This is a genomic window from Paenibacillus sp. FSL R7-0273 (assembly GCF_000758625.1).
In the GTDB taxonomy this organism is placed as follows: Bacteria; Bacillota; Bacilli; order Paenibacillales; family Paenibacillaceae; genus Paenibacillus_AQ.
This window is the reverse complement of the sequence record NZ_CP009283.1, coordinates 6,032,122-6,049,054: the sequence shown is the minus strand read 5'-3', so window position 1 is coordinate 6,049,054 and position 16,933 is coordinate 6,032,122. Positions and strand designations below refer to the sequence as shown.

The window sequence follows — 16,933 nt, the reverse complement described above, 5'->3', positions numbered from 1 at the left end:
GACAAAAAAGAGTAACATAAAAAGTGACACAAGATATTCACATATTGTGAATGTTAGAGCAAAGTCCGGGAAAACAATGGATAGCGGTGATAATAGAGATCTGGCGAGCGTATTAGGCCTTCCTTCCCCCTGTTTCAACTGTACTCCCGGCGGTGTATGCTCATTAATGAAAACGCTGTTTTAATCGGAAAGGGGACACTTTGCATGAGAGGATTTTATTCCAGAAAGATTCATTCCTTGCTCGGCGTTATCCCGCTCGGATTCTTCTTCATCGAACACATGATGACGAATTTCGCGGCAGTAGAGGGTGGCGCTTCAGGCTTCATTGACAGCGTGGTATGGCTGAACAGCCTGCCGCTTGTCTTCTTCCTGGAATTGTTCGGCATCTGGCTTCCGCTGCTGTACCATGGAGTCTTCGGGCTGTATATCGCTTACCAGTCCAAGCCGAACCTGAGCCGCTTCAACCTGGAAAGAAACTGGCGTTATACCCTGCAGCGGATCAGCGGGGTCATTACCTTCATCTTCATCGTCTGGCATATGTTCGAGACACGGGTTCAGGTTGCCGTAGGCAATGTTGAACATGAGGAGCTCGGCGGCGTCATGCACGAAATTGCCACCCAGCCGCTGATGCTGGCGATTTATGTGATCGCTATCATTGCAGCCTGCTTCCACTTCTCGAACGGCCTGTGGTCCTTCCTGATCAGCTGGGGCATCACTGTCGGGCCGCGCTCGCAAAAGGTATCCTCCGTGCTCTGTCTCGGCCTTTTCGTTATTGTAACCTTCATGTTCCTGATCTCGCTGTTCGCCTTCCGTGACAGTGAATTCCAGACAGCGGCCAGTGCCGCACAGACCCTCAGAACGCTTCTGTAAGCGGGAGACGGCTGTTAAAAGAGACGGTTTTGTACAAAGCTGTATTATATGTACCCTACAAAACTTTAGGAGGAACTCTCATGGCATCAGCCGATATCATTATCGTGGGCGGTGGGCTGGCTGGCCTGATGGCTACCATCAAGGCGGCGGAATCCGGCGCACATGTTCATCTATTCTCTCTGGTCCCTGTAAAAAGATCACATTCGGTATGCGCGCAAGGCGGCATTAACGGAGCTGTAAATACGAAGGGCGAGGGAGACTCGCCCTGGGAGCATTTTGACGACACCGTCTACGGCGGTGACTTCCTGGCGAACCAGCCGCCGGTCAAGGCGATGTGTGAGGCGGCACCCGGGATCATCCATCTGATGGACCGGATGGGTGTTATGTTCAACCGTACGCCGGAGGGGCTGCTCGACTTCCGACGGTTCGGCGGCACGAAGCGTCACCGGACAGCTTTTGCCGGGGCGACTACCGGCCAGCAGCTGCTGTATGCGCTCGATGAGCAGGTGCGGCGCTGGGAGGCGGAAGGCCTCGTAACCAAGAGCGAGAACTGGGAGTTCCTCTCGGTTATTCTTGACGATGCGGGCGTCTGCCGCGGCATCAGCGCCCAGAATCTGAAGACGATGGAGATTCAGACCTTCCCGTCCGATGCTGTGATTCTGGCGAGCGGCGGGCCGGGCATTATTTTTGGCAAAACAACCAACTCGGTTATCAATACAGGAACTGCAGCCAGTGCGGTCTACCAGCAGGGTGTGCATTATGCCAACGGGGAATTCATCCAGATTCATCCGACGGCGATTCCGGGCGACGACAAGCTGCGGCTGATGTCAGAATCGGCGCGCGGTGAAGGCGGGCGTATCTGGACCTACAAGGACGGTAAGCCATGGTACTTCCTGGAGGAAAAATATCCTTCCTACGGAAACCTGGTGCCGCGCGATATTGCCACCCGGGAGATTTTTAATGTATGTGTCGACCAGGGCCTTGGCATTAACGGGGAAAACATGGTCTATCTGGACTTATCGCACAAGGACCCTAAGGAGCTGGACGTCAAGCTCGGCGGCATTATTGAAATTTATGAAAAGTTCATGGGGGATGATCCCCGCAAGATTCCGATGAAGATTTTCCCGGCCGTGCATTATTCCATGGGCGGCATGTGGGTCGATTATAACCAGATGACCAATATTCCCGGGCTGTTCGCAGCAGGTGAATGTGAATACCAGTACCACGGCGCGAACCGGCTCGGTGCGAACTCGCTCGTCTCGGCGATCTACGGCGGTATGGTATCCGGTCCGAAGGCCGTGGAATATATTAAAGGGCTTAAGAAGTCCGTGCAGGATATTCCGTCCACTGTGTTCGACAGCTTCCACAAGCAGCAGGTCGGCAAATACGAGACCCTGCTGGGCATGTCCGGTACAGAAAACGCCTATGTGATCCATAAGGAGCTGGGCGAATGGATGACCGCCAACATGACCGTGGTACGCGAGAACAAACGGCTTGAAGCGACGATCGGCAAAATCAAGGAGCTCAAGGAGCGCTACGGCAACATTAACATGAGCGATACCTCGCGCTGGAATAACCAGGGCGTTGCCTTCACCCGCCAGCTGTGGAACATGCTGGAGCTGGCAGAAGCGATGACACTCGGGGCGCTGCTGCGCAACGAGAGCCGCGGAGCCCACTACAAGCCGGAATTCCCGAACCGTAACGATGAGGAATTCCTCAAGACAACCAAAGCGGCCTGGACGGCAGACGGCCCGCAGATTTCCTACGAGGCTGTAGATGTGTCGCTGATCCCGCCGCGGGTGCGTGACTATTCTAAAGATTAAATACAATGGCGTATGCTTTCGAAGCCAGTTTTGTACGAAGGAAAATCAGAGGAGTAACGCTCACAAAACTAAGCGTATGCTTCCGAAGCAAGTTTTGAACGAAGGTTAGTCAAAGAAGTTTAGCTCACAAAACTTTTAGGAGGTAACCGATATGGCGGAAACTGCTGCAGCTCCCAAAAACGTGAAGTTTATCATTACCCGCCAGGACCAGCCCGAAAGCTCGCCCTACACAGAGGAATTTGAGCTGGCTTACCGGCCGGGGATGAATGTAATCAGCGCTTTAATGGAAATACAGCGTAACCCGGTTAATGCAAGCGGCGACAGCACGGTGCCGGTCTGCTGGGACTCCAACTGTCTTGAGGAGGTGTGCGGGGCCTGCTCGATGGTGATTAACGGCAAGCCGCGCCAGGCCTGTGCCGCCCTGATCGATAATCTGGAGCAGCCGGTGCGGATTGAGCCGATGAAGACCTTCCCGGTGGTGCGCGACCTCGTTATTGACCGCAGCCGGATGTTCAATGCGCTTAAGCGCGTGAAGGCCTGGATTCCGATTGACGGTACCTATGACCTCGGTCCGGGACCGCGCATGGCCGAGAAAAAACGCCAGTGGGCCTATGAGCTGTCCAAATGCATGACCTGCGGCGTCTGCCTGGAGGCCTGCCCCAACGTCAACGAAAAGACCGATTTCATCGGCCCGGCGGCAATCTCCCAGGTGCGTCTGTTCAACGCCCATCCTACAGGCGAAATGAACGCTGACGACCGCCTGGAGGCGCTGATGGAGGACGGCGGGATCGACGGCTGCGGCAACTCGCAGAACTGCGTGCGCGCCTGTCCGAAGGGCATTCCGCTCACCACCTCGATTGCCGAGATCAACAAGCAGACCACCAAGCATATGTTCAAGCGCTGGCTGGGCGTGTAACACTATATTACGAGCGGAAGCGGATAATCCCGGCTGTCTGCCGGTTATCCTCACCGCTGTATTATTAGGGATGTTGAGGGCTGTTTCTCAGGGCGGTTTCCGCTCCGGGGAACGGCTCTTTTTTTATCGGTTACCTATTTTTTGGGGCCCGCCCAAAGTGCGATTGGTACAGTTTTGTGAACGATAGGCCCTGACTGCCGGATGGTAATGTTTATCTGTTTCTTTTTGCCGCCATAACGGGTACATGATATACATTCCGCAGATACATAAGGAACACATTATAAAAGGTAAACTTAAACATTTATAGCACTGCATGTTATAATCTCCTTAGTTAATGCGCTTTCAAGCTAAGGAGTAACGGGGAGGAATTACGTTGATTTGTCGAGAGCAGGATGAAGCCATTGTAATGGTTAAGCAGCATGAGCACGGGCGGCTGGCGGGGGAGCTTGCGAAATGGTTCAGGGAAGAGCAGGTGCCCGAATCTTTGCGCAGGGATGAGGTGCTGTGGTCAATTGCCAACCACGACCGGGGCTGGATTGATCTGGATGAAACCCCCTTCTGGAATGATGCTGAGAATGTCCCATACAGCTTTATTGATTTTCCTGTCGTGCCGAAGCTTACCTTTTACCGGCGCGGGCTTAATGAAATTGAGGCAGTGTCCTCCTATGGCGCACTGCTGTGCAGCCTGCATTTTGAACGGCTGATTGAGGTGTCCGGGGAGGAATGCCCGGAGCTGGATCAATATCAGAAGGATGAGGCGGAGCGCCGGGCGCGTATTCACCGGGAGCTGGAGCAGCGCTCCGTGCCGATCGGCGAGGATGAGCTGTATTATGATGCCAGACTGCTGCAGTTCTGCGATGACCTGTCCCTGTATCTGGCGCTGAACAGGCCGGGCAGCCCCAAAGCCGAAGAGCATCCGTGGTGGCAGGACGGCTTCTCGGGCAGCGAGGATTTCAAATTCACCTCAGGCCGGGTGATTACGGCAGAATGGCAGGATGAATCTACCCTGCTGTTAGAGCCATTCCCGTTTACCCATGAGGTGGAGGCTGTCTTCATGCTGCGCAGGGTGAGCCGCAGTGAGATTGCGGCTAAGGGCATAGCCCGTGCCTATCGCGAGACGCCGGAGGAGGAGTGCCGGATTATGGTGTCCGGACGTCCGGAGGAAGCCTCTGCGGATGAGCAGGGAAATGCGGAACATGGAGCTGGCGGACAGTAATTTTTTACAACTGGTAATAGGAGAAGTTAGTGTGCTTCCCTTTCCAAAGAACAGGAGTGTGATCACTATGGCCGGGTGGATATGGACCTTTAATGCTGCAGTGATTATCATACTGTCCATTTTGTTTTACCGCTTGCGGTCGAGGTGGATGGGAAAGGCGGTTCTGCTTGTCCCGGTGCTGATTTACGCACTGATCTCGGCTGAGGATCTGCTGAACCTGATTGACCTTGGCCAGGTAGTGCCGGGTAACCGGGGAATGCGGGGGCTGATTTTACTTTTTGTGCTTTTTTCTGTACTGTTTTATATCCATTTTATTTTCCATGAAATTAAGGAATCCAATAACAAGGAGGTCAGGCTGCAGCAGACGCTGATCCGTATCAGTATAGCCGCCTTTACCTGCATTCTTTTCTTCACTATTGTGTATACATCCATTTATAAGCTGTTTGGACAATCCTCCTTTCAAGGAGAGGGGCTTGGCGAGGATCTGCTGAGCCAGCTGATCACCTTCCTGTATTTCAGCGTTGCTACCTTTACGACTGTGGGCTACGGGGATGTGGCGCCGATTGATAATACATCCCGGCTTGTTGTCATCATGCAGATCAGCTTCAGCTTCATTACGGTGGCTTATGCCCTGTCCATGCTGGGGCTGTTCCGCAAAATCCTTGGTCCGGGAACACAGGCGGAGGTTGAAGCTGAGATCGATGTGAATATTGAGAATGTTGAGAATATGGAGAACGTGTCATCAGACTGCAAGGAGCAGAAGGAGGATAAGGAGCCGGGACAGGAGACCACTGAAGAAGAGGCCGGCCGGTCCCAATAGTACTGAAAGGAGAATTACCCTATGAAAAATGACTACTCCGGGGCTTCTCCCAATCTCGCAAAAGATCAGCCGGGCGCTAACAGCCGCCTCAGCGCTCCTGAGCCCGGCAAGCCCGGCAGCCGCAGGATGACCCGCCGCCAGTTCCTGGCCCGGGGGACTGCAGCAATATTCGGGGCGGGGCTGCTTACAGGCGGCTATGTCTGGCAGGGGGAGCCCAACTGGCTTGAAGTCACCGAGCTGGAGCTGGTGCTGGGGCAGCTGCCGGCTGCTTTTGCCGGGATGCGGCTTGTTCATTTCAGCGATGTTCATCTGGGCTTCAATAAGGATGCCGGTGACGTCGGGCGGCTGGTGAAGCATATCAAGGAGGCCAGGCCGGATATGATCTGCTTCACGGGCGATATGGTCGACAGCGATGCCGAGGATCTGAGTGATTCCGTAGCACTGCTGGCAGAGCTGACAGCTCCGCTTGGTAAATACGCTATTTTTGGGAATCATGATTATAAGAATACAGAGCTGCTCACCCGCCTGCTGACGAATGCCGGCTTTGTTGTACTAAGGAACCAGTCCTATGTCATCAGCCGGGGCGGTGAGCGGATAGCGGTTGCCGGACTGGAGGATATGCTCAAGGGCAGTCCCGATCCTGCCGCTGCGCTGAAGGACATTCCGGCTGACATGTTCACGCTGCTGCTCATGCACGAGCCGGATTATGCCGATACGGCGGAGGGCTACCCCTTCAACCTGCAATTATCAGGCCACAGCCACGGCGGACAGCTTCGTCTGCCGTTCGTAGGGGCACCGTATACCCCCTACGGCTCGCTGAAATACATAAGCGGTTTGTATTACACCGCTGCAAAAGGAATGCCGGTCTATGTGAACAGAGGCTTCGGCGAGACCTATATGCCGCTGCGGCTGCTGTGCAGGCCGGAGCTGACCATCCTCACGCTGCGCCGGGCCTGATAAAGGGAAAGCAGCAGAATCGCGGAGAGAAGAGGGAAATCTATGATTACTTATGAAACAGTATCATTTACCGCCCGGCAAGGGACAGCCGTGGAGCTCAGGCCGATGCTGCCTGCTGAAGCGGACAGGCTGAAGACTCTTCTCTCCCATCCGGAGGTTCAGCCGCATATTGTAATGCGCTGCGGAGCCGGCTCGCAGCAGGCTGTTCTGGATAAACTGGCGCAGCGGATGATCCATGCCCATGATCCCTGCGCCCTGCATGCCGGCATTTATGCCAGAGGCGGGCAGGAGCTGCTCGGAACGGTGTCGCTGCAGAACTGGAACCGGCACGAGGGCAAAGCCGTGTTAGGTTACATGCTGCATCCCGACTGGTGGGGGGCAGGCTTCACTACAGAAGCGGTCGGGCTGATGCTGGGCTACGCCGTGCAGGAGCTGGGCCTGCAAAGGATAGAGGGGCGCTGCCGTGGCAGCAACCTGAGAAGCGAGCGGGTTATGGCCAAAAACGGGCTGGCCCTGGAGCGGGTGCTGCCGGTAGCGGACGGCTCGGGCGATGTCATAAAAGTGTTCGGCATTGTTACACAATTGAAATAAAGCCGTTATCAAACTCTAACAGTGTCCGGTTAAACTAAGTACATGACCCCCTTTTGAAAATATAACTGCTGTTGGGACCCGGTGATCCGGGTCCATTTTTTTGCGCTTTGACAGATGCGGAGCTGAAAGGCTGCCGTGCCTGAACCCAAAAGCTGGCGGCTGCGGACGCCGTTAGGTTATGATAATGCACAAGACAGAAATTCATTTCAGGACCAGGAGGAATCATCCATTGAATGAAGTATTGAATACCTTAAATAATCACCGTTCCTTCCGGAAGTATGCGGACAAGCCTGTGGAGCCGGAGAAGCTGCGCTGCATTATTGAAGCTGCGCAGGCAGCCCCGTCCTGGGTTAACGGGCAGCAGGTTACGGTTATTGCCGTGCAGAATAAGGAGCGCAGGGAAAGGTTTGCAGCGTTGAGCGGAAAACAGCAGCATGTGGCAGATGCGCCGGTATTCCTGGTGTTCTGCATGGATTTCTACCGGACGAAGCTGGCGGCCGAATTGGAGGGCCAGTCGTTTGAGGCTGTGGGCGATGCGGATGCACTGCTTGTCGGTGCTGTGGATGTCGGGATTGCACTGGAGAGCGCCGTGGCTGCAGCCGAATCACTTGGGCTCGGCATCATTCCGATCGGCGGAATCCGCCGCAATACCGAAAGTGTAATTGAGCTGCTGGAGCTGCCTGAGTATGTGTTCCCGGTGGTAGGCCTGTGTATCGGTTACCCGGGTGAAGAGCTGCCTAAGAAGCCGCGTCTGCCGCTGGAGGCTGTATATCATGAGGAGCGTTACAATCGTAATCTGGAAGGCAGCATCCGCCGGTACAATGCGGAGTTCCGGGAGTACCAGAAGTCCGTAGGACAGACAGAACGTGACTGGAGCGCGGTTATCGCCCACTTCTACGCGCTGAATCCGCAGTACGGGGATGCGGGGAAGACGCTTCCCCAGCAGGGCTTTACCTGCAGCAATCTGCATAAAGCATAATTGCCATAATAAACAGAGCACCGCAGCAGTAAAGGACAGTCCGCTAAGCTGATACGCTTTCCGGGCCTTTGCTGCTGCGGTGCTTTTTTAAGGAGAAGATTTGAATGATTAAGAAATAGGTACAGCAACCCGCTCACGCCGCTTGTAATATACCCACTCCTTGAAGCCGATTTCCTTCAGCCGGGCTTCTACAGCATTCCGCTGATCCGCCACCCGCGAAGGCTTGTGCGCATCAGAGCCGAAGCTGACCTCAACACCGTAATGCAGCGCGCGCTCCAGAATGTCGTCCGACGGGTACCAGCCGCCACACAGCTTCGTGCCTCCCGAGGTATTGATCTCGATTGCAGTTCCGCATTCACCGATGACCCGCAGCGCTTCATCAATCTCGGCGGCGGCAGGAATGTCACAGAACTGGGGGTAGTTGCCCTTCATCGCATCGATATGGCCGAGAATCTGGAACATGCCGCTGCGGGAGGATTCGGCAATCAGCCGGTAGTAATCCGCTTTGACTGCGTGCATCTGATCGGGAGTTAGCTTTTTCCAGCGGCTTTTGTTAAAAATGCTATCTCCGCGCACGTTATGTACGGAGCCAATCACGTAATCAAAGGGATACGCGGCCAGCGTAGCCTTATACAGCGCGGCATGCTCAGGGAAATAATCGGACTCTATGCCAAGCAGGACGTCGATTTTGCCGGCGTATTCTTTTTGCAGGGCCAGCACTTCCTCCACATAGCTCACGATCTCCGATTTAGCCATGGCAATATGGGGAAAAGCCTGATCGGACGTATGGCCGAAGTAAGGTGTATGGTCAGAAATCCCGATAACGTCTAGGCCTGCGGCAATTCCGGCCTCTATATAATCCCTGATGGTTCCGTCGGCATGGCCGCAGCGGAAATGATGGGTGTGCAGGTCGAACTTCATTAGCGTGAACATCTCCTTTGGCCATAGTGTGTGTACGTCAGCAGCACATCATACCGGTTATTCCGAACCGATGAATTGGGTCTCCGGCATGCCCTTCAGGTCACTGAGGAACTGGCGCATGGCAGAGTTGACATATTTGCCTGATTTGGTAATGACTCCGACCGGATGGGTAACCTCCAGCTCAATAATCGGAACGATGCGGAGTGAGCCGCTGCGCACCTCGGCAGTTACAGACTGCTTGGAGATGACGGCTGCGCCGAGATCCAGCTCCACCATCCGCTTCACTTCCTCACTGCTCGTAAGCTCCATAATAACCTGGGGCTGAATGCCGTGCCGGGCCAGGACATCATCGACAAATCTGCGGCCGACCGTGTCCGGAGAGAGCAGGATGAGCGGCGTTGAGCCGAGCGCTTCAATACCCGCTGTTTTTACCTGGGCCAGCGGATGCCTTGGCGAGACAACCAGCTCAAAGGTATCGTAATACAGGACCGAGGTGGTCATTCCCGGATTCTGTCCGATCAGATAGCCGATTCCAACGTCGACCAGCCCGCTCTCCACCTGCTGATAAATCTGCGATGAGGACATGGAGGAGATGGAGGTTTTGATGTGCGGGAACTGGTCCTGAAAATAAGAAAGGATGCGCGGCAGAATCTGAATCGCAATAGAGGTGGTTGTACCGAGAATAATATGTCCCTGGGGATTTTCGTCCAAGTCAGCAAGCCGCTGCTTCAGCTCCTCGACAATGCTGACAATCTGCTCGGCATGTGTAAGGAATACTCTCCCCCTGTCTGTCAGGGTAACCGGCTGGTTCCGGTCCACAAGCTGTGTTTTGAACTCTTCCTCCAGGCTCTTGATTTGTGCCGAAACGGCCGGCTGGGTCAGGTTAAGCAGTTCACCTGCTTTGCGAAAGCTCATCGTTTTGGAGATTGTAATCAGTGTCTCCAGCTGGCTAATGTTCATAGATGTGCCCCCTTTTACTACCGAATCGTGTCGCTGAATATTTGTATAGTGTGGAAACCGGGCGTTTTCACAGGATAGCAAGGCTGTGTATCACTAAGGCAAAAGCGATGGTATATCAGGATTATCTTACGCGGAGTGTGGGTATTTGATTAAATTATAGGAGATTACATCCGGCAGGGCAATGCGGAGGAGAAAACTATCTTGAGAATTCCTTCGACAAGAGCATTAATTTTTGATGAATAATGCCGATATATGAAGTATAATTAAACATTATTACTTAGGACTTTTGGTATATGACTAAAGCCAGGTAGAGGGGGGACAGCACTTTCATGAAAGCAGAAGTAATCAATCCATTTCTAGAGTCTGCACGTATTGTAATTGAGCAGGTGGTTCAGGTCTCGCCATCGACCGGAAATCTGGGCATCAAGGATATTGAACTGATCGATAACCATATATGGATTCAGGTGGGGATGACGGGACAGCTCAGCGGGGATATTATATTCGGGCTTGAAGAGCATGTGGCGCTGAAGATGGTATCCGCAATGATGGGCGGCTATCCGATTGCAGAAATGGATGAAATGGGACAGAGTGCGATTTCAGAGCTGGGGAACATGATCAGCGGAAATGCCAGTACGATTCTATCCAATCAAGGGGTATCTGTGGATATTACACCTCCGAAGCTGATGAAACTGGAGAGCATGGCCGTTTTCCCGCGTAAAGCACTCAGCATCCCGCTGCTTATGGAAGGCATTGGGGAGCTTGATATTCAGGTAATGATCTCTTAGGCGGACCCTTAGGAGCTGAAGAATCTTCATGCAACTTAAAGACAAGATAGTAGTAATAACAGGAGCTTCAAGCGGAATCGGAGCCATAACGGCCCGGATGCTCAGCGAGAAGGGGGCAGTTCCCGTTCTGCTGGCCCGTTCTGAGAAGAAGCTGAAAGAGACGGCGGCCGGGATTCCGGGCGTTTTTGGACTGTATACCTGCGATGTTACTGACGAGGCTGAGGTTGCCCGGGTGTTCACTGAGATTCTGGCGGCATACGGCAGAATTGATATTCTGCTGAACAACGCCGGCTACGGCAAATTTGCCGGCTTCACCGAGATGGAAGCGCAGGAATTCGATGATATGATGGATGTCAATTACATGGGGATTGTCCGCTGTACCAAGGCCGTTGTTCCGCATATGCTGCAGCGGGGCAGCGGGCAGATTGTCAATGTGGCCTCGATGGCCGGCAAAATTGGCACAGCCCGGTCAGTTGCCTATACGGCGACCAAGCATGCTGTACTCGGCTTCACCAATGCCCTGCGCCAGGAGCTGCGTAAGAGCGGCATCACGGTGTCGGCGGTCAATCCGGGACCGATTGCTACTGATTTTTTCAAGACGGCAGATCCGTCCGGCAATTACCAGAAGAATGTAGCCCGGATGATGATGACCCCCGAATTTGTATCCGCCAGGATCGTCAGGCTGATGGAGAAGCGCAAGGAAGAGATTGATCTTCCCGGAATTGCCGGCTTCGGCATCCGGCTCTACGGTTTGTTCCCCCGTCTGGCAGACAAGCTGACCTATAACGCAATGAACCGTAAATAGAATGTATGTTTACAAGAAAATGGCCTTCCATTTGGTGGAGAGGCCTTTTTGGCATATAATGAAGATATTACTTAGCGAAAAGGATGAAACTTACTTATGACTAACGCTTCTTTTGCGGCCATCGGCATTCAGGAAGACCTTGTTGCCCGATTGTCGGAATTCGGCATTACCGCCCCGTCTCCCGTTCAGGAGCAGACGATCCCGCTGCTGCTGGAGGGCAGGGACGTGCTTGCCGCTTCCCAGACCGGAACAGGCAAGACGCTGGCTTACCTGCTGCCGCTGCTTCAAGGGATTAACCCGGAGCAGAGAGTGGTGCAAAAGCTGGTGCTGGCCCCGACCCAGGAGCTGGCGATGCAGATTCTCCGCGAGGCGGAGCGGTACGGTGACCACCGCGGCATCAAGGTGATGGGGCTGATCGGCGGAGCCGCCATCAAGCGCCAGATTGACAAGCTGCGCGAGCATCCCCAGCTGGTGGTCGGCACGCCGGGACGCATCCGCGAGCTGATCGGCCTGCGCAAGCTGAAGATGCATGAGGTCAGCACGATTGTTATCGATGAAGCTGACCAGATGTTCCAGCTGAGCGGAGCCGGTGAGGTGGCTAAGATCGTCAGCAGCGCGCTGCGCACGCGCCAGCTTGTCATGCTGTCTGCGACCATCGGTCCTGAGACTAAGGCACTGGCTTCGCGTGAGATGAAGAACCCGGCCGAGATTGGCATTGATCCCGGCGTAATGACCGCCCAGACGCTGGAGCATCACTATGTGGTGTCTGAGGAGCGGAACAAGATCGATATGCTGCGCCGCGTCATCCGCCATCATAACCCCAAGCGGGCGATTGTGTTCGTCAATGCGACGGAGGACATCGCCGAGGTGGAGGCGAAGCTGAACCATCTTGGACTTACGGCGGCGGCACTGTACGGTGATGCCGACAAGGTTACGCGCAGCAACGTGCTGGCGAAATTCCGTGACGGCAAGTTCCGCGTACTGGTCGCCAGCGACGTGGCGGCCCGGGGTCTGGACATTGAGGAGCTGACGCTCGTCGTCAGCTTCGATCCGGCCTTTGACGCCGAGCACTATGTGCACCGGGCCGGCCGCACCGGGCGCATGGGCAAACGCGGGCTGTCGGTGACGATCGTCACCGAGCAGCAGACGTTCATCATGCGCAAGTTCGCCCGCGAGCTGGATATTCAGCTCGAGGAACGGGCCCTGTCCGCCGGCAAGGTGCTCCCGGCGGATGAAGCCCGCAGACCGGCGCCAGGCCAAGGCAGCGGGGGTGCGGGCAGCCCGCGCCGGGAGAGCGCAGCGCCGCGCGGCGGCAAGCCGGTGCGGACGGCGGCGGTGCAGCCGGATGCACCGGGTGCAAGGCCGGCAGCAGCGCGGCCGGACGGCGAGGGTGCGGGCGCGGCGGTGCGGCGCGAGCCGCAGCACGGCGCAGGCCGGGCCGCAGGCGGACGCAGCGGCGCGGGTTCTGCTCCGGCTGCGGGCGGCGGCAAAGCCCGCAGCAGCAGTGCTGAACGCGAAAAGAACCGCAAGAACAAAGGAGCGCCAAAGTGGCTCAAGAACAAAACCACGGGAGGTGACGGTCAATGAATAATGCCCCCGTACTGCAAATTACGGGATTAAGCGGCGGCTACAGCCTGAACAAGCCGGTGCTGCACGATATCGGCCTGCAGGTGCAGCCCGGTGAAATGGTCGGGCTGATCGGACTCAACGGAGCCGGCAAAAGCACGACGATGAAGCATATCCTGGGGCTCATGTCGCCCCACAAGGGCGAGATTACCGTACAGGGCAAGACGCGAGGAAGCGACCCGGAAGCGTATCACAGCGCGCTGACCTTTGTGCCGGAATCGCCGCTCCTGTATGAGGAGATGACGGTCCGCGAGCATGTTGAATTTACCGCCAGGGCTTACGGCGTGGAGCGCAGCGATTATGAATCCCGCAGCATGCAGCTGGCCGCACTTTTCAATATGGAGGACAAGATGGATACCCTGTCCTCCCATTTATCCAAGGGGATGAAGCAGAAGGTAATGATCATGTGCGCCTTTGTGGCCCGCCCGGCGCTCTATGTCATTGATGAGCCGTTTCTGGGGCTTGATCCGCTCGGTATTCGCTCCCTGCTTGACTTCATGATGGAGCTGAAGAAATCGGGAGCATCCATTCTGCTAAGCTCGCATATTCTCTCCACCATTGAGAATTACTGCGACCGCTTCATTGTGCTGCACCAAGGCAAGGTTATTGCCCAGGGTACGCTGGCAGAAATGACCGAAGCTGCAGGCCTCCGCGGCCTGAACCTGGAGCAGCTGTTCTACGAACTGGTGCAGGGAGGGAAATGATATGGATTTGAGAGAGCTGCGCCGGCAGCGGCGCAGCCGGTTCATGGGCAGCATGATCCCTTACGTGGGATATGTAATCAGGAGCGGTGTAGCGATGGTGCTGCTGATGGTGCTGATTGTTTTCTCCGCCTGGTATACTGCGCTGCTCCGCGATACGCCGGCTGATCTGCCGATCCGCTGGATTATGCTCGTGCTCCTGCTGCCTGCAGCGGTGCACAGCAGCTTCCGGACCTATCTGCAGAGTCCGGATACGATCTTTCTGCTGCCGCAGGGCCACCGGATGAGAGAGTATTTCGCCCCGTCCTGGGTGAGCGGGAATGTCTGGAAAATCCTGCGGATGGCCTTTATCCTCATTACATTATGGCCGCTGTACATACGCACGGACGCTTCGCCCCAATCGCTGCTGCTTACAGCCCTGCTGCTGGTTGCAGTGAAGCTGCTGTCCAGCTACGGACTGTGGCGGGAGACCGCAATGCTGTCACGTCCGGCAGCAGCCGGCTACCAGCTGCTGCGCTGGGCGGTAGGGGGCTTAATGATTGCGGCATGGCTGTGGCAGCCGCCGCTGCGGGCTCTGATCTTCGCCGCCCTGCTGGCGGCCGCTTATTACGCTGCGCTGCGTGTTCCAGGCCGTCATGCCGTTCCGTGGGAGCGGCTGATCGCGACCGAGAAGAACCAGGGCACAAGAGCCCTGATGATGCTCGGCTGGTTCGTGGATGTGCCTGGGCGCGAGCAGCGGGTCTATGCCCGGCGTTATCTGTCCCGCTGGGGCAGCGGAATTGCCTGGCGCCGCGATAGCGCGTACCGCTTCCTGCTGACCAAAAGCTTTGCCCGCGGTGACGTTTTCGGTATCGTAATGCGGATAGCTGTGCTGGGCATGCTGCTCGTCCTGTGGAACCGCAGCAGCTATGCCGGAACCGGCATCTATCTGTTCTTCCTGTTTTTGACCGGCATTCAGCTGTCGGCACTGCGCAAGCTGCACAGTGAGTCCTTCTGGCTGACGGTCTATCCGCTGCCTGCAGGCAGCAGGGCGGACAGCACCACCCAGTTTATTTTCCGGACCCTGCTTGTGTTGGCCCTGCTGCTCGGCTGGCCTTTTCTGCTGACCCTTGCTGAACGGCCGCTTCCGGCCATCGGCAGCTTGCTGGCAGGCGGGCTTCTGGCCTTCTTGTTCAAGATGTATATGCAGCGCAAAGCGGCCGACCCGGATGATGATCTGTAGTCTAATGTTCACTGTGACCGGATAACCGGATAAACCGGATACAGCAAGAAGCCTTGACGGGACTTTCGCCCGCGTCAAGGCTTCTTTGCTGTATATCAAGAAAATTCAGTTAGACAAAGAGTGAACGGCTGATGATAACCAGCAGGATGAAGAGAACCAGAATTGCACCAGTGCTTGTGAATCCGCCGTATCCGTATCCGCCTCTTACTTCTTCGCTCATGTTCATTCCCCTTTCGAATGTGTTGTTGTACTTGAGTACATCGTATTGTATGTGCGGAGGGAAGAACGTGTATAGGCCAATGCCATGTGAAGGCAAAATAACCCCGAAAGCGGGCTTTTGCACAGCTGCTGAACCAGGTGCCCGGCGGATTTATCAAAAAAACAGCCCCGGGAATCCGGGACTGCCATAAGCTTATTAATTGTTGGCCTGCTCCAGGTCGCGGATACCGGCATATACCATGTCGAACAGGTCCTCCAGCTGGTCTTCTTCAATGCAGGAGAAGGCCACGCGCAGATCGGTCTCGCCCAGGGCGATCGTACCCAGGCCGTACTGGTGGATCAGATGCAGACGCAGTGTCTCAGCCGGTACAGTCTTCAGCTTCAGACACATGAAGTAACCGGAGTTGAACGGGTAATAGGTCCATACATCCTCCCCGTATTTGCCGCTGTCCAGCAGTGCCTTGACTTTGTTGGCACGGCCCTTCATAATCTGGAACTTCTCTTCCTTCTGCTGCGGGAATTCCGGCGATTTCAGGGCATCCAGCACAAAGGTCTGCGAAGGATGGGCTCCGCTGGAAATCGTTGCGCGGATAATACCGAGCGTCTTCTGCTCCAGCGCGGCCAGCAGCTCCTTGTCTTCGGAGGCATAGGTGATGAACCCGACGCGGAAGCCCCAGACGAATTCTTCCTTAGTGGCGCCGTCCACCTTAACCGCAAGCACGCGCGGATGCAGGTTAGCCAGGCGGCCAAACAGTGATTCCTTGAGTGAATTCTCGAAAAAGAGTCCGAAATAGGCATCATCGCTGACTACTACGACATTGATTCCCTCTTCAGCAGCACGGAGAACGGCGGCTACGATCGCTTCGCCTTCTTCAAGTCCCGGTGTGTAGCCGGTAGGGTTATTAGGGAAGTTCAGCAGCACGATGGCCTTGCCGCGGTCCTTCTGGGCCAGCAGTGCATCCAGCAGACCTTCGCTGTTGAACTTCATGTCTTCAGTGAAAAGCGGATAATTCACAATCCGGCTGAGCCGGCGGATGCCGAAGGTGAGCTCGTAATTCTCCCAGTTCTTATCCGGATAGATGACGGCATCATCCTCCTCTGCGAACAGATCGGCAACTATGCTTAGCCCGTGTGTCAGGGCGTTGGTCACGACAGGATTGCCGAAGGATTTGCCTTCAAGCGACGGGTTCTCGCGCAGCATCTTTTCCCGCCATACGGTGCGGAGCTCCGGTTTGCCGGCAGGCGGCGCGTAGCCGTACAGGTCTTTGGGATTGTAAGCGGACAGCTTATCCTGAATGACGGCAAGGTGCATAGGCACGCCGTGCTCAGTAGCAATACCGATGGTAGCATTATATTTCTTCGCATGAGCCGCCGCTTCTGCAGATTGGCTCAGAATGCCCTCTTTTGGAAAATAGATCGCTTTACCGAGATTGGAGAGCATATCATACACATGTTCATTGCCTGCCTTGATGTTGTCGTTCAATTGTCCAGCCAGTGGATTCATCCGTTTCATCCTTCCGGT

At 55.4% G+C, this 16,933-nt stretch carries 17 protein-coding genes; 13 read left to right on the top strand and 4 right to left on the bottom strand.

Going from position 1 to position 16,933, the window contains the following annotated elements:
• Positions 1–204: 204 nt before the first annotated feature.
• From R70723_RS26010 to R70723_RS25975, 8 genes are all read left to right on the top strand, one after another.
• Positions 205–870 carry a succinate dehydrogenase cytochrome b558 subunit gene (locus R70723_RS26010; RefSeq protein ID WP_039876809.1) on the top strand — a complete coding sequence of 222 codons (666 nt, stop codon included), beginning with the start codon at positions 205–207 and terminating at the stop codon, positions 868–870.
• Between the two features lie 80 nt (positions 871–950).
• Positions 951–2,693, top strand: a complete 1,743-nt coding sequence (sdhA, locus tag R70723_RS26005; RefSeq protein WP_039876807.1) for a succinate dehydrogenase flavoprotein subunit — start codon at positions 951–953, stop codon at positions 2,691–2,693.
• A gap of 151 nt (positions 2,694–2,844) precedes the next feature.
• Positions 2,845–3,609, top strand: coding sequence for a succinate dehydrogenase iron-sulfur subunit (sdhB, locus tag R70723_RS26000; protein ID WP_039876805.1), 765 nt, complete (start codon positions 2,845–2,847; stop codon positions 3,607–3,609).
• A gap of 373 nt (positions 3,610–3,982) precedes the next feature.
• Entirely contained in the window at positions 3,983–4,825 is an 843-nt protein-coding gene (locus R70723_RS25995; protein ID WP_076418507.1) for a DUF3891 family protein, read from the top strand.
• Between the two features lie 67 nt (positions 4,826–4,892).
• Complete coding sequence (locus tag R70723_RS25990; RefSeq protein WP_052421475.1) at positions 4,893–5,645, top strand: ion channel; 753 nt, start codon at positions 4,893–4,895, stop codon at positions 5,643–5,645.
• Between the two features lie 21 nt (positions 5,646–5,666).
• Complete coding sequence (locus R70723_RS25985; protein ID WP_047171234.1) at positions 5,667–6,602, top strand: metallophosphoesterase; 936 nt, start codon at positions 5,667–5,669, stop codon at positions 6,600–6,602.
• A 42-nt stretch (positions 6,603–6,644) separates the two neighbouring features.
• A complete protein-coding gene (locus R70723_RS32370; protein WP_052421474.1) occupies positions 6,645–7,193 on the top strand; it encodes a GNAT family N-acetyltransferase in 549 nt (182 codons plus the stop codon).
• A 229-nt stretch (positions 7,194–7,422) separates the two neighbouring features.
• Positions 7,423–8,172: an NADPH-dependent oxidoreductase gene (locus tag R70723_RS25975; RefSeq protein ID WP_039876803.1), complete on the top strand. Its 750-nt coding sequence runs from the start codon at positions 7,423–7,425 to the stop codon at positions 8,170–8,172.
• A gap of 108 nt (positions 8,173–8,280) precedes the next feature.
• Here R70723_RS25975 and R70723_RS25970 read toward each other — a convergent pair whose 3' ends face one another.
• Both R70723_RS25970 and R70723_RS25965 read right to left on the bottom strand, forming a co-directional pair.
• Positions 8,281–9,093 carry a histidinol-phosphatase gene (locus tag R70723_RS25970; RefSeq protein ID WP_039876801.1) on the bottom strand — a complete coding sequence of 271 codons (813 nt, stop codon included), beginning with the start codon at positions 9,091–9,093 and terminating at the stop codon, positions 8,281–8,283.
• A 57-nt stretch (positions 9,094–9,150) separates the two neighbouring features.
• Positions 9,151–10,053: a LysR family transcriptional regulator gene (locus tag R70723_RS25965; RefSeq protein ID WP_039876799.1), complete on the bottom strand. Its 903-nt coding sequence runs from the start codon at positions 10,051–10,053 to the stop codon at positions 9,151–9,153.
• A 329-nt stretch (positions 10,054–10,382) separates the two neighbouring features.
• On the opposite strand from R70723_RS25965, the gene R70723_RS25960 reads away from it, so the two are divergent.
• The 5 genes from R70723_RS25960 to R70723_RS25940 all read left to right on the top strand — a co-directional run bounded on the left by R70723_RS25960 (position 10,383) and on the right by R70723_RS25940 (position 15,192).
• Positions 10,383–10,838 carry a chemotaxis protein CheX gene (locus R70723_RS25960; protein ID WP_039876796.1) on the top strand — a complete coding sequence of 152 codons (456 nt, stop codon included), beginning with the start codon at positions 10,383–10,385 and terminating at the stop codon, positions 10,836–10,838.
• A gap of 28 nt (positions 10,839–10,866) precedes the next feature.
• On the top strand, positions 10,867–11,643 hold the full coding sequence (locus R70723_RS25955; RefSeq protein WP_039876793.1) for an SDR family NAD(P)-dependent oxidoreductase: 777 nt from the start codon (positions 10,867–10,869) through the stop codon (positions 11,641–11,643).
• Positions 11,644–11,739: 96 nt separating this feature from the next.
• Positions 11,740–13,230: a DEAD/DEAH box helicase gene (locus tag R70723_RS25950; protein ID WP_039876791.1), complete on the top strand. Its 1,491-nt coding sequence runs from the start codon at positions 11,740–11,742 to the stop codon at positions 13,228–13,230.
• Positions 13,227–13,973 (top strand): ABC transporter ATP-binding protein, encoded by a 747-nt coding sequence (locus tag R70723_RS25945; protein WP_039876788.1) that lies wholly within the window; start codon positions 13,227–13,229, stop codon positions 13,971–13,973. Before R70723_RS25950 ends, R70723_RS25945 begins: the two co-directional genes overlap by 4 nt.
• A 1-nt stretch (position 13,974) precedes the next feature.
• Positions 13,975–15,192, top strand: a complete 1,218-nt coding sequence (locus R70723_RS25940) for an ABC transporter permease (protein ID WP_039876785.1) — start codon at positions 13,975–13,977, stop codon at positions 15,190–15,192.
• Positions 15,193–15,301: 109 nt separating this feature from the next.
• Here the strand turns inward: R70723_RS25940 and R70723_RS34150 are convergent, their stop codons facing one another.
• Entirely contained in the window at positions 15,302–15,412 is a 111-nt protein-coding gene (locus R70723_RS34150; RefSeq protein WP_209443706.1) for a YjcZ family sporulation protein, read from the bottom strand.
• 195 nt (positions 15,413–15,607) lie between these two features.
• The gene (locus R70723_RS25935; RefSeq protein WP_039876782.1) at positions 15,608–16,915 is read right to left on the bottom strand and encodes an aminotransferase class I/II-fold pyridoxal phosphate-dependent enzyme; all 1,308 of its coding nucleotides are present in this window, start codon (positions 16,913–16,915) and stop codon (positions 15,608–15,610) included.
• Positions 16,916–16,933 lie beyond the last annotated feature (18 nt).